Origin of the sequence: Enterococcus sp. DIV0806c, from assembly GCF_051710905.1 — a bacterium.
GTDB lineage: Bacteria > Bacillota > Bacilli > Lactobacillales > Enterococcaceae > Enterococcus_B > Enterococcus_B mundtii.
The window spans coordinates 1,820,059-1,844,885 of the sequence record NZ_JBIOLO010000001.1 but is presented as its reverse complement, the minus strand read 5'-3'; the positions used below and the strand labels follow the sequence as shown (position 1 = coordinate 1,844,885).

Annotated in this window: 13 protein-coding genes and 1 pseudogene; 11 read left to right on the top strand and 3 right to left on the bottom strand. The window is 38.8% G+C overall.

Features of this window, described 5'->3' with window-relative positions:
• The first annotated feature begins 80 nt into the window (after window positions 1-80).
• Window positions 81-1,211: a 5-methyltetrahydropteroyltriglutamate--homocysteine S-methyltransferase gene (locus IGK77_RS08760; protein ID WP_074799287.1), complete on the top strand. Its 1,131-nt coding sequence runs from the start codon at window positions 81-83 to the stop codon at window positions 1,209-1,211.
• Window positions 1,212-1,327: 116 nt separating this feature from the next.
• On the opposite strand, the gene IGK77_RS08755 is transcribed toward IGK77_RS08760, so the two are convergent.
• Window positions 1,328-2,356 carry a LacI family DNA-binding transcriptional regulator gene (locus IGK77_RS08755; protein WP_074799286.1) on the bottom strand — a complete coding sequence of 343 codons (1,029 nt, stop codon included), beginning with the start codon at window positions 2,354-2,356 and terminating at the stop codon, window positions 1,328-1,330.
• Between the two features lie 113 nt (window positions 2,357-2,469).
• On the opposite strand from IGK77_RS08755, the gene IGK77_RS08750 reads away from it, so the two are divergent.
• The 3 genes from IGK77_RS08750 to IGK77_RS08740 are packed head-to-tail and all read left to right on the top strand — an operon-like array spanning window position 2,470 to window position 7,499.
• Window positions 2,470-4,704, top strand: coding sequence for an alpha-galactosidase (locus tag IGK77_RS08750; protein WP_438713147.1), 2,235 nt, complete (start codon window positions 2,470-2,472; stop codon window positions 4,702-4,704).
• Entirely contained in the window at window positions 4,688-6,565 is a 1,878-nt protein-coding gene (locus IGK77_RS08745; RefSeq protein WP_074799283.1) for a glycoside hydrolase family 2 TIM barrel-domain containing protein, read from the top strand. The genes IGK77_RS08750 and IGK77_RS08745 overlap by 17 nt, the downstream gene beginning before the upstream one ends.
• A complete protein-coding gene (locus IGK77_RS08740) occupies window positions 6,546-7,499 on the top strand; it encodes a beta-galactosidase small subunit (RefSeq protein ID WP_074799281.1) in 954 nt (317 codons plus the stop codon). The genes IGK77_RS08745 and IGK77_RS08740 overlap by 20 nt, the downstream gene beginning before the upstream one ends.
• A 146-nt stretch (window positions 7,500-7,645) precedes the next feature.
• Here IGK77_RS08740 and IGK77_RS08735 read toward each other — a convergent pair whose 3' ends face one another.
• Window positions 7,646-9,373 (bottom strand): cache domain-containing sensor histidine kinase, encoded by a 1,728-nt coding sequence (locus IGK77_RS08735; RefSeq protein ID WP_074799279.1) that lies wholly within the window; start codon window positions 9,371-9,373, stop codon window positions 7,646-7,648.
• Window positions 9,370-10,869 carry a response regulator transcription factor gene (locus IGK77_RS08730; RefSeq protein WP_074799277.1) on the bottom strand — a complete coding sequence of 500 codons (1,500 nt, stop codon included), beginning with the start codon at window positions 10,867-10,869 and terminating at the stop codon, window positions 9,370-9,372. Before IGK77_RS08730 ends, IGK77_RS08735 begins: the two co-directional genes overlap by 4 nt.
• 223 nt (window positions 10,870-11,092) lie before the next feature.
• On the opposite strand from IGK77_RS08730, the gene IGK77_RS08725 reads away from it, so the two are divergent.
• The 7 genes and pseudogenes from IGK77_RS08725 to IGK77_RS08695 all read left to right on the top strand — a co-directional run bounded on the left by IGK77_RS08725 (window position 11,093) and on the right by IGK77_RS08695 (window position 24,620).
• A complete protein-coding gene (locus tag IGK77_RS08725; protein WP_438713146.1) occupies window positions 11,093-12,382 on the top strand; it encodes an ABC transporter substrate-binding protein in 1,290 nt (429 codons plus the stop codon).
• A 359-nt stretch (window positions 12,383-12,741) separates the two neighbouring features.
• Window positions 12,742-13,611, top strand: coding sequence for a carbohydrate ABC transporter permease (locus IGK77_RS08720; RefSeq protein WP_071866301.1), 870 nt, complete (start codon window positions 12,742-12,744; stop codon window positions 13,609-13,611).
• Window positions 13,612-13,679: 68 nt separating this feature from the next.
• Window positions 13,680-14,486, top strand: a pseudogene (locus IGK77_RS08715) (carbohydrate ABC transporter permease); the annotation flags it as partial.
• A gap of 357 nt (window positions 14,487-14,843) precedes the next feature.
• Window positions 14,844-15,527 (top strand): DUF1538 domain-containing protein, encoded by a 684-nt coding sequence (locus IGK77_RS08710; protein WP_071866303.1) that lies wholly within the window; start codon window positions 14,844-14,846, stop codon window positions 15,525-15,527.
• Window positions 15,524-16,297 (top strand): DUF1538 domain-containing protein, encoded by a 774-nt coding sequence (locus tag IGK77_RS08705; protein WP_074799273.1) that lies wholly within the window; start codon window positions 15,524-15,526, stop codon window positions 16,295-16,297. Before IGK77_RS08710 ends, IGK77_RS08705 begins: the two co-directional genes overlap by 4 nt.
• Window positions 16,294-16,668 (top strand): P-II family nitrogen regulator, encoded by a 375-nt coding sequence (locus IGK77_RS08700; RefSeq protein ID WP_019723997.1) that lies wholly within the window; start codon window positions 16,294-16,296, stop codon window positions 16,666-16,668. The genes IGK77_RS08705 and IGK77_RS08700 overlap by 4 nt, the downstream gene beginning before the upstream one ends.
• A 473-nt stretch (window positions 16,669-17,141) precedes the next feature.
• Window positions 17,142-24,620, top strand: coding sequence for a QWxxN domain (locus tag IGK77_RS08695; protein ID WP_074799271.1), 7,479 nt, complete (start codon window positions 17,142-17,144; stop codon window positions 24,618-24,620).
• The last annotated feature ends 207 nt before the right edge of the window (window positions 24,621-24,827 follow it).

The window sequence follows — 24,827 nt, the reverse complement described above, 5'->3', positions numbered from 1 at the left end:
AAGAATTGGCAAAAGGGATGAGTGTTTTTTGTTTTCATCAGGTCTTCAGCTACTACGTAATCTAAGGAGGAATTTTTTTTATGACTAATCGTACCACATCCCCATTTCGTTATGACATCGTTGGGAGCTTTTTGCGCCCAGAGAAGTTAAAAAAGGCACGAAAAGCGTATAACGAATCGCTTATTTCTGTTACTGATTTGAAAGAGATCGAAGATGAAGCTATTATCGATCTGATCAAAAAACAAGAAGCTGCTGGCTTACATGCGGTGACAGATGGTGAGTTTCGTCGGAGTTGGTGGCATTTGGACTTTTTCTTTGGTTTACAAGGTATTGAGTTTTTTGTCCCTGAGCGAGGGTATCAATTTCACGGAGAAGAGACACGTCCAGGGACAGTGACTGTAACGGGAAAAATCAAGGGAGAAAAACACCCTTTTGTCGACCATTTTCGATTTACCCGGGCCCATACAAGTGAAGGAATCGAAGTAAAGCAAACCATTCCAGCCCCAGCACAATTGTTAGTCGAGTTATTACGTCCAGATATCTTGCCATATGTCCGTGACATCTATCCGGAAAATGAAGAACTTTTTCAAGATATCGTTACTGCTTATCGTCAAGTGATTGCGGATTTATATGAAGCAGGTGCCAGAACGATCCAATTGGATGACTGTACGTGGGGCGTATTAGTAGCACCTTTACCAGAAGGATTTTTAGCAGAGAGTGATAAAGAGGAAAGCGAGATTCGCAAAGAGTTGGCGCAGACCTATTTACAAATCAATAATGCGGTTCTTGGAAATCAACCACAAGATTTGATTTTGAATACCCATGTCTGTCGAGGGAATTACCACTCCACCTGGGCAGCAGCTGGCGGATATGAAGCTGTAGCTGAACCACTATTTACGGAAGAAAATGTTCATGCCTATTATTTAGAATATGACAACGATCGTTCAGGCGGTTTTGAACCACTTGCGAAAGTTGGTGAAGAAAAACTTGTAGTATTAGGATTGATAACCTCAAAATCCGGTGAACTTGAGGATCGTCAAAAAATCATCGAACGAATTTATGAAGCCACTCGTTACGTCCCTTTAGATCGATTGTGTTTAAGCCCACAATGCGGGTTCGCCTCTACCGAGGAAGGGAATATTTTGACGGAAGAAGCACAATGGGAAAAAATCGCATTGATCAAGAGTATCGCAGAAGAGGTTTGGAATTAAGGAATAGCCGACGAACCAAGTATTCAGGAAAACCGTTAAGAACAACTCAGTTGTTCTTAACGGTTTTTCTTATTTATACGGCATGACAGCTTACTGCTCAGGTCAGAGCGCTCATTTCACAACCTCTTGGGCACAAAGCTTTCTCTTACCACTAATCGGGTGGGGTAGGTCAAAATAATGGGTTCGTCGCGGATTTGGTCGATTCTTTCGACGGCTAAGCGAACAGCGGCTTTACCGATGGATTTGGCATTGATTTGGACAGTGGTCAAGCCAGGAGTTAGTCTACTGGCTGCTTCAATGTTATCGAAACTGGCGATCATGATGTCTTTACCGATGGCCAAATGGTGCTTTTTCATGGTGTGATAGACGCCGATTGCCATTGGATCGCTTCCTACAAGGAGTGCGGTTGGAAGTGGATCAGAGCTTTGGATCAGCTCTTCAGCTAATCGTTCACCGTCTTCTTCGGTCCAATTTCCCAGGTAGTGCGTACTGTAATCTTGTAACTGGTGATCGGACATGAAATGCAAATAGGCACGGACGCGTTTTTCATCTGGATTGATCGTCTTGCCTCCTCGTTCATCCATATCGACTTGGTAGCCACCGATATAGGCGATTCGATGATGCCCATTCTCTAGAAATAACTCTAAAACAGCTTTGGTCATTCGCTCTAAATCTCCATAAACCATATCGACTTCTTGTTGGATATCAGGATTATCAACAACGATCAAATGCTGATTTTGTGATAATAGATCAGTGATCGACTGCTTCGTCACTGTTCCAACTACGATGATCGCTCCTAGTTGATCTAGGTCTTTCCATTCCTTGGGATTGTCAGAGAGATTGTAAATTCGATTCATGCCAATATGCAGGCGGTTTGCTTCTTCTTCTAATCCCATACGTAATTCTTTGTAATAGACATCTTGTGCTTCACTTGCCTTACTGATCGTCGAGATCACACCGATCGAGGGCATTCGTTTTTTGATATATTTTCGTTTATTGATATCATAGTTCAATTTTTCTGCAACTTCAAAAATCCGTTTCTTTGTTTCTGGTGCGACATGGATCGTCTTATCTTGATTCAATACGCGCGAAACAGTTGCAGGAGAGACATTCGCTTTTCGAGCGACATCACGAATACCTACCATAAAATCACCCCTTTAAGAAATATAAAAAAAGTTATTGACAAATATGTTTAGTAAACAGTATACAGGAGTTAGTTAAAAAGTAAACGGTTTCTAAAAATTTGTGAGGTGAAGAAATGAAAAGACAATCATTGATTGCATTCGATTCGGAAACAAATGTTTTTCATTTGTCGAATCCATTGATTTCTTATGTGATGAAAATTGAAGAATCTGGTGTGTTGAGCCATATTCATTTCGGTAAAAAAGTGAGTAACTATACCGATACCAAAAAATACCCAAGAAGAGATCGCGGTTTTTCAGGAAATGTTCCTTTGCATGAGGAGCGAGCATTTTCAAAAGATACGTTGCCACAAGAATTTTCGGGACACGGAAGTATGGATTATCGCATACCAGCCACGATCATCACACGTGAGAATGGCTCTAGCTTACTTGATTTAAGATATGAAACGTATCAGATCATCCAAGGTAAACCAAAGCTTTCAGGATTACCACAAACCTATATATTGGAGGAACAGGAAGCACAAACGTTGTGTATCACATTGAAAGACCGAGATTTACCGATCTATGTGGATCTTTTTTATACGATTTACGAAAAACGAGGGGTCATTATCCGCTCCGCTAAGTATCGTAATCAAACAGAGCAAACGATCTGGTTAGATAAAGCTGCTTCTTTTCAATTAGATTTGACAAATTCTGGCAGATTTACTGAAGTGATCGCTTTACCTGGAGCCCACGCTAGAGAGCGTTTGATTTCGCGACAACGGATCACTGAGGGGGTGAAATCATTTGAAAGTCGACGAGGAAGCAGTAGTCACCAAATGAACAATTTTATCGCTTTGACACATACACATACGACAGAAAACCTTGGAGAAGCCATCGGTCTACAGTTTATCTATTCTGGCAATCATGCGTTTGAGATCGAAAAAGATCAAATCGATCAACTAAGAATCGTTGGTGGCATCAATGCGTATCAGTTCCAATGGCAACTTTCAACCAACGAAGCGTTTCAAACGCCAGAAATGATCCTTTCTTATTCAGACGAAGGATTAAATGGTATGAGCCACATACATCATGAACTGCTGCGAGAACGCGTGGCACGTGGGAAGCATCAGTACGAACCACGTCCAATCTTGGTCAATAATTGGGAAGCGACTTATTTTGACTTTACTAGCAAAAAAATCGAAGCACTGATCGATGAAGCAGCAGCGTTAGGTATGGAAATGTTCGTCTTAGACGACGGCTGGTTTGGGAAAAGAGATGCAGATACTTCTTCTTTAGGAGACTGGTTTGAATATGAAGGGAAATTGGCGAATGGTTTGAAAGGCATTGCAGAGTATGCCCATGAAAAGGGCCTCAAATTTGGGCTATGGGTAGAGCCCGAAATGATCTCGATCGATTCTGAATTGTATCGTCAGACGCCTGATTATTTGATGCAAGAACCAGCACGAACGCCTGCGGCATCTCGGTCACAATTTGTTTTGGATTTTACACGAAAAGAAGTGCGAGATTCGATCAGTCAGCAATTACGAAAAATTTTGGATGAGGTACCGATCGATTATATCAAATGGGATATGAATCGCTCCTTATCAGATGTTTACTCTGCTTACGTGGAGAATCAAGGAGAGGTCTATCACCGGTATGTTTTAGGCTTATATGATCTTTTAGAAGAGTTGACCACAGCTTACCCAGATATCTTATGGGAGGGATGTTCAGGTGGTGGTGGCCGTTTTGACGCAGGAATCCTTTATTATATGCCACAATCCTGGACAAGTGATAATACTGATGCGATGGAACGAATCGACATCCAATACGGAACGAGTCTTGGCTACCCGATTTCCTCGATGGGCGCTCATGTCTCCGCATCACCTAACCATCAAAGTGGACGTGTGACAGATTTAAAGACACGCGGGGACGTAGCGATGAGCGGGGTATTTGGTTATGAACTAGATTTGACCGCATTAGACGAACAAGAAAAGAGAATCATCAAAGAACAGATCAGCACGTATAAAGAAATTCGTCAAACCGTCCAACAGGGAAAGTTTGACCGCTTAGAAAATCCCTTTGAACAAAACATTGCGGCGTGGCAATTTGTTTCTCCAAATAAAAAGGAGATCGTTGTCTTTATGGCACGACGATTAACTTCTGGACAACCACCTTTTCATGAGATCCGCTTGGTTGGTTTAGAGGAAGGGATGTATCGTGAGCGTAAAAGTTCATTGATTTATTCAGGCTCGGAGTTAATGACGATGGGGCTTTATCTCCCTGATTTTCACGGAGATTTTCAAACAGAAGTCTTTCACTTTGAAAAAATAGCTACAGGAAAGGAAGAAGAAAATGCAAGCATCAATTGATTGGTTAGATGATCCGCAAGTTTTTCGTGTGAATCAGCTAAAGGCACATAGCGATCATACAGTCTATGGTTCAAAAGAAGAAATGAGAAGTCAAAGTTCCCGAATACAGTCACTAAATGGTGAATGGCGCTTTTGTTTTTCTGAAAATGCAGAAAAACGCCCAAAAGAGTTTTTTGAACAAGATTTTGATGATCGTTCGTTCGACACGATCCATGTGCCTGGGCACATTGAACTAAGTGATTTTGATAAGATCCATTATATCAACACGATGTATCCATGGGAGGGTCATGAGTTTCGTCGTCCCGCTTATACAACTGCTTCAGAAACGGAAATGGCAGGGATGTTCTCTCAAGCGGAAGAAAATCCAGTGGGGACCTATGTCACGACTTTCCAATTAGCAGAAGGATTGAAAGGGAAAGATGTCACGATTCGCTTTGAAGGTGTCGAACAAGCCATGTATGTGTGGTTGAATGGTCATTTCGTCGGTTATGCGGAAGATTCATTTACTCCGTCAGAATTTGATTTGTCCCCTTATCTAGAAGAAGAGAATCGTTTGGCAGTCGAAGTCCACAAACGTAGCACAGCTGCCTTTTTAGAAGATCAGGATTTTTTCCGTTTCTTCGGGATTTTTCGGGATGTCATTTTAGTTGCTCGTGGCAAGAATCATTTAGAAGACTTGTGGTTACGTCCCCAATTAGATGACACGTATCAAAAAGGTAAATTGGATGTGTCGTTGTCTTTTGAAAATCTCACAGCTGAAAGTGTCTTACAGGTAAGGGTCCTTGATTTAGACAAGCAAACGATCTATGAAGAAAAGCATACGATAGTTGAAACGATGCAGCTCAGTATTGATTTAGGTGAAGTAGTATTATGGGATCATTTTGCCCCGAATCTGTATAGCTTTGAAATTGAAACCAGGGACCGTGACGGAGTGACTGAATATGTCGAGTATCCATTCGGCTTTCGCAAGATCGAGTTAAAAGATAAAGTGATGTATCTGAATGGAAAACGTTTGATCATCAATGGCGTCAATCGTCATGAGTGGAGTGAAAAAACAGGACGTGCAATCACATTAGCTGACATGGAAAAGGATTTGGCAGTGATTAAAAATGCTAACATCAATGGTGTGCGGACCTCACATTATCCCAACCAGATTCCTTGGTATTTCCTATGCGATCAAGCAGGTATCCACGTGATGGCAGAAACCAATTTAGAATCACATGGGTCATGGCAAAAAATGGGTGCTTTTGAGCCATCCTATAATGTACCAAGAGGAATTCCGCAATGGCGAGAAGTGGTGCTAGATCGAGCAAAAACCAATTTTGAAACCTTCAAAAACCATACCAGTATCTTGTTCTGGTCCTTAGGCAACGAGTCTTATGTAGGGGAGAATATTCGCTTGATGAATGAATACTTCAAGACGGTTGATCCAGACCGCTTGGTGCATTATGAAGGGAATTATGTTGATCCCAAATTTGAAGCTTCTGTTTCGGACATGAAAAGTAGTATGTACGCAACACCTACGGCAGTCGCTGAATATCTAGAGAATCAAGCAGATAAACCATATATCTTGTGCGAATACATGCACGATATGGGGAATTCTTTAGGTGGATTAGGTTCTTATATGGCACTGTTAGACAAATATGAGATGTATCAAGGCGGATATATTTGGGATTTTAAAGATCAGGCACTTGAGGTACTTGATCCAGTGACAAATCGAAAAGTCATGCGTTACGGCGGCGATTTTGATGATCGTCCAAGTGATTATGAGTTTTCGGGAAATGGCATCGTTTTTGCAAATGGACAAGAAAAACCAGCATTACAGGAGGTAAGATACTATTATGGCAAATACAGCTCCTAAACTGAGAATCATTTATGGCGACTGCACCTTAGGGATCAAAACAGAAGAAAAACATTATATTTTCTCTTACACCAGAGGTGGTTTGGAATCACTCAAAAAGAATGGGAAAGAATGGCTTTATCGTGAAACGCAACCAACTTTTTGGCGAGCATTGACAGATAATGATCGAGGAAATGGCTTTGGGTATCGCTCAAGTATGTGGCTTGGTGCAGGGTTGTATCTAAAAGTGGAAGCAATCCATGTTGCAATAAACGACCAAGCCATCGAACTGCCGATCGCACCAGTCAATAATCGTTATAGCAATCAAGAGTATGCGAATACAGTCGAAATCACTTTCACATTGGCTGTCAATACAACTCCACAAACGACCGTCGATATGACGTATCGTGTCAATGAACAAGGGGATCTACACGTGAACATGCACTATCATGGCAAAGAAGGATTACCCGAACTGCCAGTAATAGGATTTCGCATGATCATGCCAACGAAAGCCACTCATTTCGATTACGAAGGGCTGTCAGGTGAAACTTATCCGGATCGTAAAGCTGGTGGCGTACCTGGGGTCTATCATGTAGAGGGCCTACCGATCCCACCTTATTTAGTGCCACAAGATTGTGGCGTCCATATGGATACCAAGTGGTTAGAGATCACGCGCAAGACAACCTTGAATAATGCAGATAAAAGTCAGGAAGAGTTTTCCTTACGATTTGAACAAAAGGATTCGCCATTTGCTTTTGCGGCATTACCGTTCAAAGCAGAAGAATTAGAACAGGCGACACACATGGAGGAACTGCCACCAGAACGGCGAACGGTTGTCACGATGTTGGCGAAAGTCCGAGGAGTCGGAGGTATCGATTCTTGGGGAGCGGATGTCGAAGAAGCCTATCATATTAGTGGTGAAGAAGACCACGCGTTCAGTTTTATCATTAAATGATGTAAATTCGTAAAATCAAAAATAGGACCCTCTAAAAATCCATTCTGCGGATTTTTAGAGGGTCCTATGAGTTGTGGCTGATACTTGAAGGTCAAGAAAGAAGTGGTTCGCCAGAATTGCTGAAGGAATTGTTTCTGTCTACACGTTCATTCAGTTTTACTCTCCTTTTTTATGATCGGTAACGTGATCGTTACCGATGTACCCACACCGACTACCGAATCAATGTGTAAGCCATAATCTTCACCATAAAGTAATTGGATTCGTTCATGAACATTTTTGCTACCGATACCTGAAAAATAGTCTCTGTTTTTCGTTGGCTGTTCCGTATCAAAGCCATCACCTGTATCCATAACTTCAAACGACAATTTATCCTCTCTGATCATCCCATACAAAGTGATGAAGCCACTTTTCTTCGTTTGGAACGCATGTAAATAAGCATTTTCGATGATTGGCTGGATGATCATATTGGGCATGTACAAAGAATAAAGTTCCTCAGGTACCATGATTTTGGTTGAGATTGCATCACCGTAGCGCAGTGTCAAGATCGCAATATAACTTCTCACACTGTTCAATTCTTCTTCCACAGGGATAATTTCATTTTTATTGCCGATCGTACTGCGCAAGAGATCGATAAAACTGTCAATGCCTGCGACTGCTTTTTCATTTTCTTGTTGCCACACTAAAAATTTGAGGCTAGTTAACGTATTATATATAAAATGAGGCTGGATCTGTGCTTGCATCGCTTGTATCTCTAAGGTCCTTTTTTTCTTTTCATTTTGTAAAGATTGCGTATGATTGTCACTGATCGTTGTTAGCAGCTGATTGATTGTAGTAGCGAGTGTCCGGATCTCATAGGTTCCCTGGATCGGAACAGTAGCTGCTACCGGTTCTTTGATTTTGTTCAATGAATCTACTAATTGATAGATTGAGCGAGTATTGCGATTCAAATAGATCGCTACTACGATACCACCTAAAATCAGTGTTCCAATATTATAAAGGATGATCGGAATGATGACATTCATTTGATCGGCGATCGAGTGGACATTGACCTCACTGACTAAAGCCGAGTTTTGTCGGTAAAGTGGTAACCGAGTGATCCGCTGATTGGCTTTGGTCAACGTCTCGTGTTCGACCAACTCATCAAATGAATCAAACGTCGTTCCAATCCGATTTTCAACATTCGAAGCAAAGATTTTTTTCTCATCTGTCACAAAATCGATTTGCGTGATTAGCGGGTCGACTGATTGGCTGAATATTTTTGCCAACTCATCAGAAGTGATGGCAACGACAGCATAACCATAAGTTTGGTTCAAAGTGGATCTAAGCTTTTTGATAAACAAGACACTTGGTGATTGTTTGTCGCGTTTCGTCAGTCCAAACTGGGTAAAGACCATTTGTGTCGCTGTTGGATTTTCATTGACTTTCTGGATCAACTCTAATTGAAAAAAGTCATCAGCAGTGAGATCACTCACCATATCATTACTAATGAACATCCGACCATTTTCCCCAAAAAGAAAAATATCATCTTTGATGTTTGGAAAGATCGGTGCCAATGAATCATTCATTTTTTGCACCGTACGTAGTTGATTGATTTTCTCCAAAGTCGTTTGTTGCCCTTCTTTGAAATACCCCTCTACAGCAGAGCTTTCAGCCAATAATGTCAACGTGTTCTCTATATTGTCATTCAATGTTTCAAAATCATGTTGGATCTTTTGTAAGGTCATTCGATTGGATCGATCGAATTGTTGAATGTAGGCGTCTCTTGAGCGTTGATAAATGAACAAAGAAATCGTCGCTGCTTGAGTGAACAAAGCAATAAAAAGAATGATCAAAAGTTTGGTCAAAAGCTCGTGTTCTCTTAGCTTTTTAATCATACGGTCAGTATTCCTTTACGATATTGTGAAGGGGTCAACCCAGTTTCTTCTTTGAATACTCGAGAAAAATAACCAAGTTCAGTAAATCCAGTTTGCTGACCAATATCACTTAACGAAAGATTCGATTCTTTCAACAATAGTTTTGCATGGTTGATACGGACTTTTTTTAAGTACTTCGTAAAATTGATCCCATACTTTTCTGTAAAAATCGTCGATAAATAACTATAAGAAAAATGATATTTTTCGGATAGCGTTTGTAGACTGATGTCTTGATGATAATTCTCTTGCACATACTCATAGATCAACGTCAACACATCTGAGTTGTCTTTTCTGAAGGTTGTGGTGACTTCACGCAATAACTTCGTCGTATTATTGACGATCAAGACCAGATCATCCCACCGTTCTGCTTGCGTGATCTGTGCTGGAATCGTGATTTTTAGTGTCATGATCTCTTTTCTTTTTTCATGTTCGTCCGCGATCGCGTTGATCAAGGCATAGAGTCGATTGATGATCTCGTGTTTCAGATAGCTTGGTTGCAATCGTTGATCAAGTACCTTACTCATGTAATTGTCCAATTCTTCGATGGCAGATACAAAATCTTTGTTCATGATCTTGGTCAAATAACTTTTTGTTTGTTGCTCATAAGAAGAGAGTAGGGGAGATAATAGCTCTTCACAAATAACGCAGTGATCTGTCAGATAAAAGTGCTGTCCGCTACTTTTTTGCTTTAATGTAAGGAATTCAGAATAAAAGTTTTCAAAATCAAGTGCATCAGATAGAACATAGAGACAAGAATCTGCCTGGTGCTCTTGCTGAAATCGTTCAATCAACCGATCGAATGCCTTCTTCGAAGCGACATTGATAAAATAACCAATATCATTTGCTGTCGTAGAAAAAGGAAAGACAGAGGCGAGCTGATTTGTGTATCGTGGTGCTTCTGCAATCATTTGTTCACTCCGACGCTGTTTTTCCGATTGCTTTTCTTCACAATATACTAGATAAAAGTGGTCATATGGGAATTGTTTGCGTGACATACCTAAATCAAGAGAAGTTCCGGACAAATAATTGCTCAGTAATTGACTCGTTTTTTCGAGTTCTGTCAAACGTGGTTTCTTTACTTCTGTAGATTGTTCCACCAGACTCTTTAGAGAAGCTAAAAATTCACTAGGGTTCAATTTTGGTTTAAGTAAATAATCTGAGACGCCTTCTTTGAATGAATCTTTGACCAATTGAAAGTCATCATAGCTAGATAGAACCAAGATTTTTGCTTCAGGTTGTTCCTTCTTGATCAATCGAGAAAGTTCGATACCATTTAGATCTGGCATCATCAAATCCGTTACGATGATATCAAGAGACTGATGCTTAATGAATTCGAGCGCTTCTAATGGTTTTGAAAAGGCCCCTTTGAGATGGAAGTCGTGCGCTGGCCAATCGATCAGGGTACTTAGACCAGAGAGAATGGTCTGTTCATCATCGATCAATACGATATTTTTCAATGTTTTTCCCCCTATTCCTTTGTTACGTAAGTTAAAAATACTGGGAAACGTTTACAAATGCAAGTCTAAAATTTCATTTACTAAATCAAAAGATGACAAAATTGTACTTTTTTCTTATTTTAGGATATTTTTCTTGAGAACGATCATTAACGAAGAAAACGCTTGCAAGTCTGCTATGATAAGCATGTAAAAAAAACAAACACTAAAAAGGGTGGGTAAAAAAATGAAACTAAAAAAAATCTTAGCTAGCGCTTTCGTCCTAACAGCAGCAGTTACACTTTTTGCCGGTTGTGGCAATTCTTCCAGCGATGCTTCCGGAAACGAAGATAAAGTAACGGTCTGGGCATGGGATGAGGCCTTTAATATCAAAGCCGTCAATGAAGCCAAAGAGTTTTACGAAAATGAGGATGTTGACGTGGAAGTAGTGACGATGTCTCAAGATGATATCGTACAAAAACTGAATACGGCATTAGCCAGCGGAAATACAGATGGGTTACCAAATGTTGTGTTGATCGAAGATTACCGTATCCAAGGATACCTTACTTCTTACCCAGATGCGTTTGCTGATTTGACGGATATTGTGGATGAAAGTAACTTTGCCGCCTACAAATTTGCAGTAAACAAAGTTGACGATAAAATTTACGGCGTACCTTTTGACTCAGGTGTGACAGCTAATTTCTATCGTACGGATATCTTAGAAGAAGCTGGTTATTCGGAAGAAGATATGAAGAACTTGACGTGGGATGATTATTTACAAGTTGCACGAGATGTCAAAGAAAAAACAGGGAAAAAAATCTCTGAAGTCAATCCTTCCGATTTAGGTCGTGTGCGCATGATCATGCAACAAGCTGGAGAGTGGTATACCTCGGAAGATGGAGAAACAGTGACGATCGAAAATAATGAATCATTAAAATATGGATTAGAACTCTTTGCTACCTTACTTAAAGAAGATCTAGTCGAACAAACATCTGACTGGAATGCTGGGGTTACGGCGGTCCAATCAGGAGCTGTTGCTTCTACACCAACTGGCGCTTGGTATTCTTCAACCATCCAAGGGGCAGAAGATCAATCAGGCAAGTGGAAGATCGCACCGATTCCAGCTCTACCTGCTAACATGAAAAAGGCACAAGCTTCCAACTTGGGTGGTGCCGGCTGGTATGTGATCAAGGGCGTAGCTGGTGAAGAAAATGCGAAAGATTTCTTGGAAAAGACATTCGCAACAAATGAAGAATTGATGGGCAAATTAGCTGAAGAAATTGGTTTAGTATCGACCATGTTGAGTGCGAATGATCAAGAAGCTTATCAACAGCCATCTGAATTCTATAGTAATCAAAAAGTATTTGATGACTTTTCAAAATGGACAGCAGAAATCCCTGAAGTGAACTATGGTCATGAAACTTATGCCATTGAATCTGTTGTGGCGGAATCCTTGAGCCGAATCATCAATGGTGAATCAGCGGACAAAGTTTTGGCAGATACGCAAAAACAAGTCGAAGCGCAGTTAGCCAATTAAGTCATATCCAGCGTCAACAGTAAACCGATTATGAATGGAACAACAAAGAAATGAGTGGCGATCTCTTCAAACGGATCAACGAGTGTATTGTTCGTTCGTTTGAAGGTATCGCTTATGGAATAAGCAATTAATTGAAACGCGTATGGGGGACATGGACATTCACACCGTTAGCTATCCTGTATAACTTTAGCAATGGTATTCGAAAAAATAAGAAGTTCCGCTCGTTTTCTATTCTCTGTCGGATGGAACCAATCACGGGCAGTGGTTCAAAGCTTAGAAGAAAATAACAATCTATTTTGTCTGACTTTCTGTGAGGCATGTATTTCTTCAACATATGTGTAATGAAAGTGGGGAATAATATGAAACAAAAGGATCTATTCAGAAATGGTCATGCGTTTTTAGTTTTGCCAGTGATCATGATCTCGATTTTGGTTTTTATACCAATGGTGTTAGCACTGATCACCTCTTTTCAAAGTGGACCTCCTGTAAATATGACGTTCAACGGATTAGGAAATTATCAACGAATGTTAGGAGATTCGACTTTTCGTAAAGCATTTTTCAATACCTTTTTATACTTATTAGTACAGGTTCCTGTCATGTTGTTTTTGGCATTGTTTATTTCAAATCTATTGAATGATAAAAAATTGAAGTTCAAAGGATTGTTCAGAACAGCGATTTTCTTGCCATGTATTACCTCAATGGTCAGCTATTCTTTGATCATGAAAAGTTTATTTTCCCAATCAGGTTTAGTCAATAACCTTTTAGTTGGAATTGGCTTGATCGATAACCCGATCGGTTGGTTGACTCATCCATTTTGGGCAAAAGTTTTGATCATTATTTCCATCACATGGCGTTGGACAGGGTATAATATGATTTTCTTTTTATCTGGTATGCAAAACATCGATCCAGAAATATACGAAGCTGCTGATATTGATGGCGCATCAAGGTGGCAACAGTTCATTAAAATCACGATACCTAACTTGAAACCAATCATTTTGTTTACGTCGATCACTTCAACGATCGGTACCTTGCAATTATTTGATGAGGTACAAAATATCACTGGTGGTGGGCCAGCTAATGCAACGACGACATTGTCACAATATATCTATAATTTGAGTTATAAATTCACCCCGAATTTTGGTTATGCCGCAGCTGTTTCTTTCGTTATCGTACTATTTATCGTCTTGTTATCAGTGATTCAAACTAAAATAGGGAGTGAGAGCAAATGAGAGAAATGACAAGTAGTGAACCCCGATCAATTACGAAAAAGCAAGTGAGTATTGGACAGTTACTCTTGAGCATTTTTAAATATACCTCTTTAGTCATCGTTTCCTTTATTTCAATTTTCCCGTTTGTTTGGATGATTTTAGGGATGACGAATACCGCAGTGGATATTAGTTCAGGTAAACTGATGATTGGTGAGAATTTAGTGATCAATTTCCAAAATCTCTTTTCGAATGACTTGAATTTTTCACGCTCTTTACTTAATTCTGCAATGATCGCTGTGGTTACAACGATTTTTGCTTTATTGATCTCCTCCATGGCAGGTTATGGTTTTGAGATCTATAAGAGTAAAAGAAAAGAGGTCGTTTTTAATATTTTGTTATTATCGATGATGGTACCTTTTGCGGCATTGATGATCCCGCTGTATCGGATGTTTTCTCAATTGAATGGTACGATATTAGGAATCAATAGTTTTCTAGTTGTCATCTTACCTTCAGTAAGTACCGCCTTTTTGATTTTCTTTTTCCGTCAAAACGCGAAGTCCTTTCCTAAGGACCTTGTAGAGGCGGCACGTTTAGACGGTCTTAAAGAATTAAGTATTTTCTTTCGTGTCTATTTACCAACAGCTAAAAATACGTATGCCGCTGCGGCGATCATCACGTTTATGAGTAGTTGGAACAATTACCTCTGGCCTTTAGTGGCGTTACAATCTCCAGATAAACGAACAGTTCCATTAGTATTATCAGCCATGGGGGCATCCTATACACCAGACTATGGCATGATCATGAGTGGACTGGTGATTGCGACCTTACCAACTGCACTTGTGTTTTTCGTTTTACAAAAACAATTTGTTCAAGGGATGATTGGTTCTGTCAAATAGACAGAATTAAGCCTGAAATCTCATGTTCAGAAACTATCTTCTGAATAATCAAAAATGAGAAAAAAGGACCCCTTTAGACTTTCGATTTATGGATAACTTTCGTTATAAAATAAACTTCTTAAAAATAAGCGATAAAAGTCAGAAATAGTTTATCTATTTTTGGCTTTTATCGCTTATAGCAAGTAGTTGAGACTTTTTTAAAAAAATAAAAAATAATGTTCGTTGATTTTTTTTGATGCTTTAGCTAGTTTGTTGCTGTTTTTTTTAAAAGTTTTTACATAAAAATGGTATCGCTTACGGTTTTTCCTCGTAAACTTACTTTTAATCAGGTAAACTAGAAGTAAAGGAGGAGGATACATGAGGAAAAATTTTAAAGAAGTAATCATTGCAATCATGCCTATGACGGTATTGATCGTTATCCTGACCTTTGTATTTGCACCATTAGATGTTGAAACCATGGGAAGATTCATCTTAGGAGCAATCATGATGATGGTTGGCATGAGTCTCTTTTTATTTGGTGCTGATTATTCGATGATGGAAGTTGGTGATTTGGTCGGTAAATATATGATCAAAAAGAAAAGTCTACCAATCATCATTAGTTTGGGTTTTCTGATTGGGATCGTGATCACGATTGCCGAACCGTCGGTGCAAGTATTGGGTCAACAAGTATTTGATATTTCGGATGGAGAGATTGGTCGAGTCTTATTGATCGGTATAGTCAGTGTGGGAACCGGCGTATTTTTAGCTTTTGCACTACTACGAGTCGTATTTAAACTGTCGTATTATCGATTGATGGTGATCGGTTATCTTGCGGTACTTATCGCTTCCTTCTTTACAAGTAATGAATTTATGCCGATTGCTTTTGATGCAGGTGGAGTCACAACTGGCCCAGTGACTGTTCCGTTTATTCTAGCCTTGGCTGGTGGAATGACAAGTATGATCCGCCAAGGGAAAAATGAAAACGATAGCTTTGGAATGGTTGGTATTGCCTCACTTGGTCCTATCTTGGCTGTCATGATCCTGGGGGTGATCTTCCAATGAATTTTTTGGTCACTTTTTTTGCAGGTATTGGACAAGTTGGATATGAAGTCATCCTTGCGGTGGCACCGATCGTGGGCCTATTTGTACTAATGAACTTTCTTTCATTCAAACTGAGGAGAAAACGTTTTTTTGATATCATGAAAGGTTTTTTGATCACAACTATCGGATTAGTTTTATTTTTACATGGTGTAAATGTTGCTTATGTACCAGTGGGGCAACACCTGGGAAGTGCAATTGCTTCTTTAGCGAATAATCAGATCCTGATTCCTTTAGGGTTTGTTATGGGATTTTTAGTAGGTTTTGCAGAGCCAGCTATCCATGTGATGGTCAAACAAGTCGAAGAACTAAGTGAAGGTCGGATTCATGCAAAAGTAATGTTAGCAGTGATCTCGATTGGGATCGGTCTAGCAGTCGGTCTATCCATGTGGCGCTTATTAGCTGGTTTTTCTCTTTATTATTTCTTGGTTCCTGGATATGGCTTAGCTTTTGTCTTGGGTGCAAAAGTCGACAAGATTTTTCTATCGATGGCTTTTGATAACGGCGGTGTCGCCACAGGACCGATGTGTTCTACCTTTATTTTGTCTATGAGTGTGGCAATCGCCACACAGATCGACGGTCGAGATCCAATTATTGATGGATTTGGCGTGGTGGCAATGATCGCATTGACACCAATACTATCAACATTAGTCTTAGGGTTCATTTATAAACAAAAAGACAAGAAAGATCAGAAAAACAAAGAAAAATTACAACAAATGGAGGAACAACAATGAATGATTTAGTCGCACTAAATCTCGAGATGATCGTCACGATCGTGGATGGTGGCATTGGGGAAGATGTGATCGATTACTCAAAGAAGGCTGGCGCATCAGGGGGGACGATTTTACATGGACGTGGTTCTGGCGTCCATGACACAGGAAAATTCTTAGGATTGGATATCTCACCGGAAAAGGATATCGTTCTGACATTAGTACCAGATAGTTTGACAAACGAAGTGATGGATGCGATAGGAAAAGGCATCAAGATCGATGTTCCGGGTAATGGTATTTGTTTTAGTATTGATATCGATAAAGTAATTGGTATTACGAAAATCCATCAATATCGCGAAGTTGTTGAAATGAAAGATTTATTAGAAGATAATTGAAACTCATCCAATTGCAAGTGGCTAAATTCGGAATAGCACTTACCTTGAAATATACCAAAATTTGATCATCTTGTTTTGACAATAAGTCGAAAAAAACAAAATAGACCTTGTGCTATTTTAAGTTTTTTACGGCTTTTTCTTTTACCAAAAATGCTTGTCTATATTGCGGGATGAGCATTTTTTAGGTTATAACTTAAAATTATAAATAAAGAAACTTCTGATTAGATAAACTTTTTTTCGATTTTTAATTGGAAAAAGGTGAGGTAGACTTCTTGTATTTACTTATAATTAGCCTTGAGACCGATTAAATATAGGATCGGTGGATGTATGTGCTACTAAAGTAGTTAAGTTGATCAAGAGAAATCGCTCGGGTACTAAAACAATTGTAACAGTTTAAGTAATGGCTCTAAAGTGTGTGTGTTATTTTTTGTGTAATGTAGAAAAAATAAAAATAAATTTAAGGAGTGAAGATAGTGACTAAAGACAGTTATTCCGAAGAGATTGGTAAATTGTACAATACACGTCACGAGGATTTTAAACAGTTAAATGATCAAATGTGGCCGAATTATAGTACAAATCAAATGGGAAATACGCTTACGCCAAAAGGTCTAAGAAGTTTAACAGGTTACCTTTATATTTGCAATATCTTAGGTAACTTTCAAATAGTAGGGGAAGTCCCACTGACACGTCAGCAAGTGGGAAAGAAACAGTCAGCTGCTTTTAAAGAAGATACTCATTTAAAGGTTCGCCAAAAAGAAAAGAAATTCACGATGTATAGCCCCTCATCAAGTTCAAGTGTAGACCTCAAACGTTTCAGCTATCCAGACTTTCATAAAACAGTCAATCCCCTCATTGAGCAACTATCCTCAACTAATCCAATGATTTATCTAACGGCTAAAGCACATCAATGGAATCTCAACATGCAGCAGCTTGCCCAGCTATTCTCAAAACGCGCCAATTATACGATGAATAGAGAACTTTCTAATCAAAAGCAACCTGGCTCCCAGAAATCTTTCAATCATACTCAAAACCAGTTTAGCAAAATCCGCCAAGCAGCTGTTCTGAGAGCACAGCAATCAAATGAACAGCAAACCCTAACTCTCTCCCGAAATCACTTTGAGCCACGTACAGAAGAAACCGATTCCTCCTATTTTATAGCAAAAAATTCGGCTGAGAAATTAAAAAATGTATTTGAAGCCAATGTTAACTATCAGTTTAGATCAACTGACATCATTCCTTCAGGCAGTACCAGCAAGATAGTTTCGATCAATGAGGATTCGTTGATAGCAGCTTTTTGGAAAGATATGACCGATCAATTCACTATTTTTTTTAGCATTCCTGAAAATGCAACCTTCACGGAAAAAATGAAAGATTTAAACGGTATTTCAGTGCTCGATCTTTTTCTGGGGATGATGAATCGAGTATTTTACAGGAACGATGAGCAACAAATTCTATCAGATGATCAAGCCAAGAATGCAGAGTCAGTATCTGCATCACTCGTTGATTTCTTACCGGAATCTTTTCAAGGACTGTTTTTTTCAAAAAAAAGTTCGATCACACAGGTTAGAGAGGAAGGGATCTTCTCACAGCTTTGGAGTTTAACAAATAAACTATCAGATACTTTGGATGATTATATTGATAAATGGGATGTTCTGAAAGTAAAGGGAGTTGAAGCAGCTCCATGGTTTGATATTAGCCCATTGAATCCACGGTCTGATCATCGATTGGAATCTTCGTTGAAATCCTATGAGACTTTGCAAATGGAAACCTCTAATATTGTTTTTTTAGCTACTAAAAGATACATTCAAGTTAACTTGCCTGAGTACGAGTTGGGTGAAAAACAACTACCATTTTGGTTTAATTACGCTCTTTTTCAAGAACGGAATGAAACGGAAAAAATCAATACAGCGGTCAAAAAATATCTACGAGAGGAGGGTTCTGGCTGGTGGCTGGAAGACGATACCTCAATGCGTTATGTATTCACAAATCTACAAAAATTGGAAAATAGCGAAGTAGTTGAAAAAGTGATTGCTAGAAGAACACAGATTGCACATATCATTTTTGATACTTGTGGCCTCTCAACACACGGACTGACTGATGAGCGAGCAAATGCTATTTTCCTTCAATGGCGAAATAATAATATATTTAAAAATGTTCAATTTAAAATAATAAAAAAGATTATATGGACACCTTCAAATGTTCTGAGTAATGAAGAAAAAAACAAGCCTGTGAGTGAGACTACACCTGCCACAATTTCCTCTAAGAAAACAGACTTAGAGCGAATTGATGAACTTGTGAGAGATCTCATGAATAATCGTAACCTTCTTGTAAACGACGGAGAGTTATTACCGATTTTTTATTACCAATATGATCTTTTTGAGCATAGGGAAAAAACTAGTAAGGTGAATCAACAATTGAAGAAACTCCTTGGAAAAAGTGGTATTACACCCTCTTCTGACAGTGGATTGGAACTGGTAAAGGCAATCGAAAAGTATAGCCAAGAAGATTGGGGCTCAAAGAAGTCATATAAATCAAGAAAAATACAGTATCTTGCTTATGTTATTTTGAAAGCTTATGGAGTGGGACAAAGCAGACTAGGAGATTCCCTATCAGCCAATCAGTTATTCGGAATTTTCATGCAGTGGAAAGCCAATACCTTACTTGAGAAAAATGAGTATAAGAAAATAGATCAGCAAACGATTTATTATAAGTTATCTCCATGGGAAGATTCTTTATTAGCCCGTAATCAAGAACAAAAAAGTGAAAGTAATCAAATCTATGATGATTTCATCAATGAGCGCTATGACTTGATATCTCATGAACATCCATTGATTCCCTTTGTCTATTATCCGCCACTTTTTGAAGTAAGGAATAACATAGTAAAAGCAGTTTATGATTTGAAAAAGATATTAGATGAAAAGGGAATCCCAACTCAGGGAGCGTCCCTGGCGGATGTATCAAAAGCGGTAGATCATTGGATTATTGCTGGAGAGACCTATAAAACAATAATTAAACGAGTAAAAAAAATAGCAAAAATCATTGTAAAAACGTATAAACTCGAGGAAAAAGATTTATCGATCGATAAAGCTGTTGCCATCTATCTTCAATGGGGGAATAATAATGCGTATTATGGGTATACAATTGAAAAAGACAAAAGAAATTATGCCTATGAGTGGAACAAAGGAAATAAAAGGGAAGAATTAGATAAGAAAATCATCACTTTTTTACGTGAGAATGAGATTGATTCCTCAAAACCAACGATTAGTGAACCATTGGCTTTTTCTTTACCCAATTCTACTATTGAACAATATGAGCTTATATGCAAAAATATGACCAATTTTTTATCAGAAAGAGGTTTTGCTAACGATCTAAGTAATAAAAATATCTTGGTGGAAAGTGCCGCTAAATGGGCATTAGTAGAAGGGTTAGAGATTGATACGATCGATTGGGGGAAATTGAAAGAATTAGTTCGGGTAATTCTAGGGGATGAAAAAGAGAGGGTGATCTCTAACGAAGAAGCCCAACAAATATTTGTCCAGTGGATGAAAGATACAATAGAAATGGATACTCCATCTTTGGAAGTGAAACCTAAAGAAAATACTTTAGAGCAAAAACAATCTCAGACTATGAGTAAAGCGATAGTTTCAAAATGGCAATCTGAGAATATCAAGAACCAAATTGAACTTTTTTTTCGACAAAAAGGATTGCTATCTGAACGACCCACGAAAGAAGATATTTTACTTGCAGTCGGAAAATGGTTTACGCAAGAAGGTGTTGGGACGGTGCTAATGCCAGAGAAAGTTCAGGCAGTTGCGAAAGTAATCCTTAATGAGTTGGATCTTTATGGAGGGAAGTCAGACGAGAAGATTTCAAATAAGGACGCTGAATCAACAGTCATGAAGTGGGTATTTGAAACAGTTCTGGAAAAATCGGTGGAAACCTACATCGTCCAAAATATTATTTCCGCTCCTGATCCGGCAACGTTTACTATCGGCCGTCTTAGAAAGTTATTTGAGGTACACGAGCTAATTGAAGCTGGTCTGATCAAGCAACGACCTAAGAAGGAAGAACAAGAGACTATAACGAAACTATGGATCCTATTGACAAAAAACATGCTCCCAAATTATTTCCTAGAAACAAGTCAGTTAGCTGATGAGCTGTTGATTTCTGACTATGAATCTTTGATGCAATTGATTGGTTCAAAATTTTTAGAAGATACAGGCTATCATTCGAATTTCAATAAAAATGAAACGAATACTTTAGGAATGTTTTTGTTTGATATTGCCACTCATCAAGGTATAGATAATTTAAATGAATTGAATTATTTTTTTGTGCCAGCCTTACTAGCTACAGCACAACTAGAGCCAGAGCGGTTAAATAAGGCGATGGAGTTAGGGATTCATAAAGAATTTGCATTAAGTAGTTTTATGAGTTATTACCAAAAAGGCTATTTCAATTATATGGAAAATCAAGAAGATGTTGAGCATCTGTATCAAGAGTATGAAGAGGCTTTTATAAACTGGCGTCGTAAAAAAGGCTTAGTGAATGAAGTGTTAGCAGAGTGTGAACGACTCGGGATAAGAGTGAGTTTATTTGGAGATCAAGTGTATCTTGATGGTGGAAACCCATGCCCCGGGCCATGGATCCCAAGAGATATAGAAAAATGGTACACCGAATTAACGAAAGAAGTAGCAGACAAGCACCGTGCATTAAATAAGAAGTTGATGGAGTATGCATTTCATTCACTCAATATAGAAGATTTCAATTTTATTATTTCTCCAAAGACACATATTTATGAAGCATTTACTCAATTGAAAAATGAAGTGCGCTATTATGCGCCTTCCGCACCAGGATCAATTCCTCCAGTATTTTTTGGGAATCGAGAAACTTGGCTGGATACAACTCTTAATTTAGAAAAGACGAATATTTTGGTAGCTGTCAACGAAAAAGAAGAACGGGTGTATGCCTTGAAAAACCTAGATAAAGAGGGAGGGTATGCCATCTATCGTGTAGATAAGGATCCTATGCTCTATCTTAAATATGGCTTATTTGATAAAAAAAATGTCTGGGGAGGAGGATATTCGAAAGTCGGGGAAAAGATTCGAATCGGCAACAAGGACTACACTTTTTCTAGTCAAGTTGATCGAATGAATGCACTCACTTCTAAAGGGGATTTGAGAACAGTTATTGACAGGATTGCTCAGAAACATCGGGACCAGTTGTATCGCCAATTATATGATTCAGGAAATGATAAAACAGTTGCTAGTGCTGCCTGGGATGGTGTCAAGCATTTTATTCCATTTTATGATTGCATTGTTGGGATCAATAATCGAGATACGAAAGGAGCAGCTATTTCTTGCACAATCGACGTGGTGCTTTTACTACCTGTTTTGGGACAGGTCACTTCCCTTAATCTGAAATTCGGTTTATCCGTGGCAAAAGCAGCAATAGTGGGTGGTGCAGAAGGAATTGTTAAAAATAGTGTGCGGGCCCTTCCCAATATCGCCGAGATAGAGTCTCTAGTAATAGGTGCGATCCGTTATATTGATCCGGGAGTTGAGCTGGTAAAAGGGAGTAGTCAGTTAGTCCTCCAGAAGCTGATCAATATGAAAACACGCGCATTTATTCGAAAAGATATCAAACCACTACTGGTAAAGCTAAATAAAATAAAAAAACCGTCAGAACCATTATCGAAAGAGCTTATTTCCGCTCAGCTGAAAAAAAATGGTCCCAAGGTTTTCGTCAAACGGGTGAAAGCCCAACTATACATGCGAGTAACCAATTTGAAAACTAGAGATGTTTTTGGAGAATTCTATACGTTGCGAGGAGGACAATTAAGAGTGTTTGAAGGACAAGCCTCCTTTACCTCTGACCAACTTGATTTGATCAATCGTCTATCCAGTAAAGTGAATATCGATCAACAGTTTGTCGAGGAAAAGAATCTAAACGTCAAGTTTTATGGTGACGGAATGATTTTAACAGGAAAAAAAGAAGGAGAGCAAAGTAGCCGCTACATTGTAATGAAAAATAAAATTACGCCTATAAGAGTAACGGTCATCAAGGAGCAAGGCGTGCGTTATGATATCTGTGAAGGAGAACGGGTTTTTCCGGTGAACTACAACGGCATTGAATGGTATTTCGAACCAGCCACTTCGCGAACGCTCTCCGAAGAAGTATTACAAAAAGTAAGTAAAAATATCGATAAATTTCAATCATTGAAAGAGCCAAGTACGCTTTCACCACCAGATGATTTGGGCTTGATGAGTTCAGAGACAGGTAGAACCTATATCAAGATTAATGAACGTTATGTACCATTAGTTTTATTCCATAAAGAGAAACAGCGCTATCATTTAGTTAAAAACGATATTCTTGAACCGATGACAGTCTTACGCTTAGATTTAGCAAATGATCAGTTCCGATTTGAAACGGAACTAGAAAAACGTGCCCTCAAATTTCAATCTTATGCACAACCCGCAGGTGGGAAAGACGATGTCTCAGATGACCAAATTCCTAGCACTTCAAAAGGCGCCGATTCACTTTTTGATCATCTAGCGTCATCTTCATCACAAGTATTCGTTGATAATCGGTATCCACCATATTTCCAACTTCCAGATACACTACCTTATGCGAAGGAGTGGAATAAACTTCGCCAAGCAATACAAGTTCCTGAAGGTACAGATATAGTGGAGGATCCAAAAGTGATAGTACCAGTTTTATCGGAGTTTGTCCCAGAATTCCCGCCTTATGTAATCAGTGATGAAGCAAAATTAAGAGAGCAAATTACTTTAGGAATTAAAGGGTTTTTCCCCGAAGGTTCAAATCCGAATTATCGTGTATTTTCTGGTATCGACATCACTAAGGCGCCAGAATCACTCAAACCATTTCTAAAACAATTTACTGCAGAGTTTAAAAATGCGCACGAAAATTTCCAGAAATTTATAGATAAGGAGAAGGAACTATCAAAAGAAGAGGCTCTTGCACCTACGACTGCGGGAGCTTACTTAATCGAAATGTTTAGACTAAGTGATGCGGAAAATCAAGAACAAATTTTAAAAGAAATTATGAAGCGCTTGTTATCAGTTGCAAAAAAAAGTACGCAGCTTCTTCAACAAACGGAGGATTTTAATTTTAAAAATATTTGGCTTGTTTCTACTGATTTATTGCGTGATGAGGTGACAAAAAATTACTACTCACAAATTAAAGGACACATGGGTGCACATGCGTTTGTTATGCGGTTTGACCCTGAATGTCGAATTATTTTAATGCTTGATGGTTTTCATGTAAATCCAGCTACTAGACCAGGAATTCAAGCACAGCCAAGTTCCAAGGATACTCTTATGCACGAAGTGACCCATATTGTCGCGTCATCGGACGATTTGATAAGTTGTCCAAGTAGTCCGATAGGTTTCAGGAGTAGTGGAGAAGATCTTCGAAAGAGATACGAAGTAAATTTTCTGAAGCTAATTCATGGCGAAGGGTTTGATTCTTTTGTGGAGAATGTAAGTGAGATGTTAAATTTGCCGACTGTCACAAAACAAGCTGTCTTCAATGCTGTACTGACTGACAAGATGTTAAAAGCAAACCTTCAAATAACCGATGCTGAGATGCTGATGACTTGTATTCGTGATATTGGATTAGGACGAAACTTTTTTGAGCGAGCACCCGTAAAAAGAAGTCTAGCTGACCAACTAGGAAACGGCGACCTATTGTTTGCTCTTGCTGTGATTGAAGTAGTTAATGTGGAGAATTTAGTAACCGAGCATCAATTAGAAACTACCTTAGAAAACGCGGAAATAACGACAGAAATCAACGTCTCACAGCATACACAGGCCCCTTCGGGAAATAGAAGTTTTTCAACAATCAAAAATATAGGTAAAGCAAATAGTAATGATACGAATACAAGGCTTATTAACGAGCAAAAAATCAGAAGGCGCACCGAATTGAATCTATAAGTTGTCAGACACCTTTAGATTCAGATACTAGGTAACGGTTATCGAATCGCCCATAACATCAAATACATGAATAAAAAAACGAATAGAGCCATAAAATAAGTTTTTTATATGCGTATAAAATTCAAAGAATAAGAATTTATGAAATCTCCTGCATATTTGCACACAAACCGTTGAAAATATGCTATTTTGTAGTAGAAAAAAGGGGGA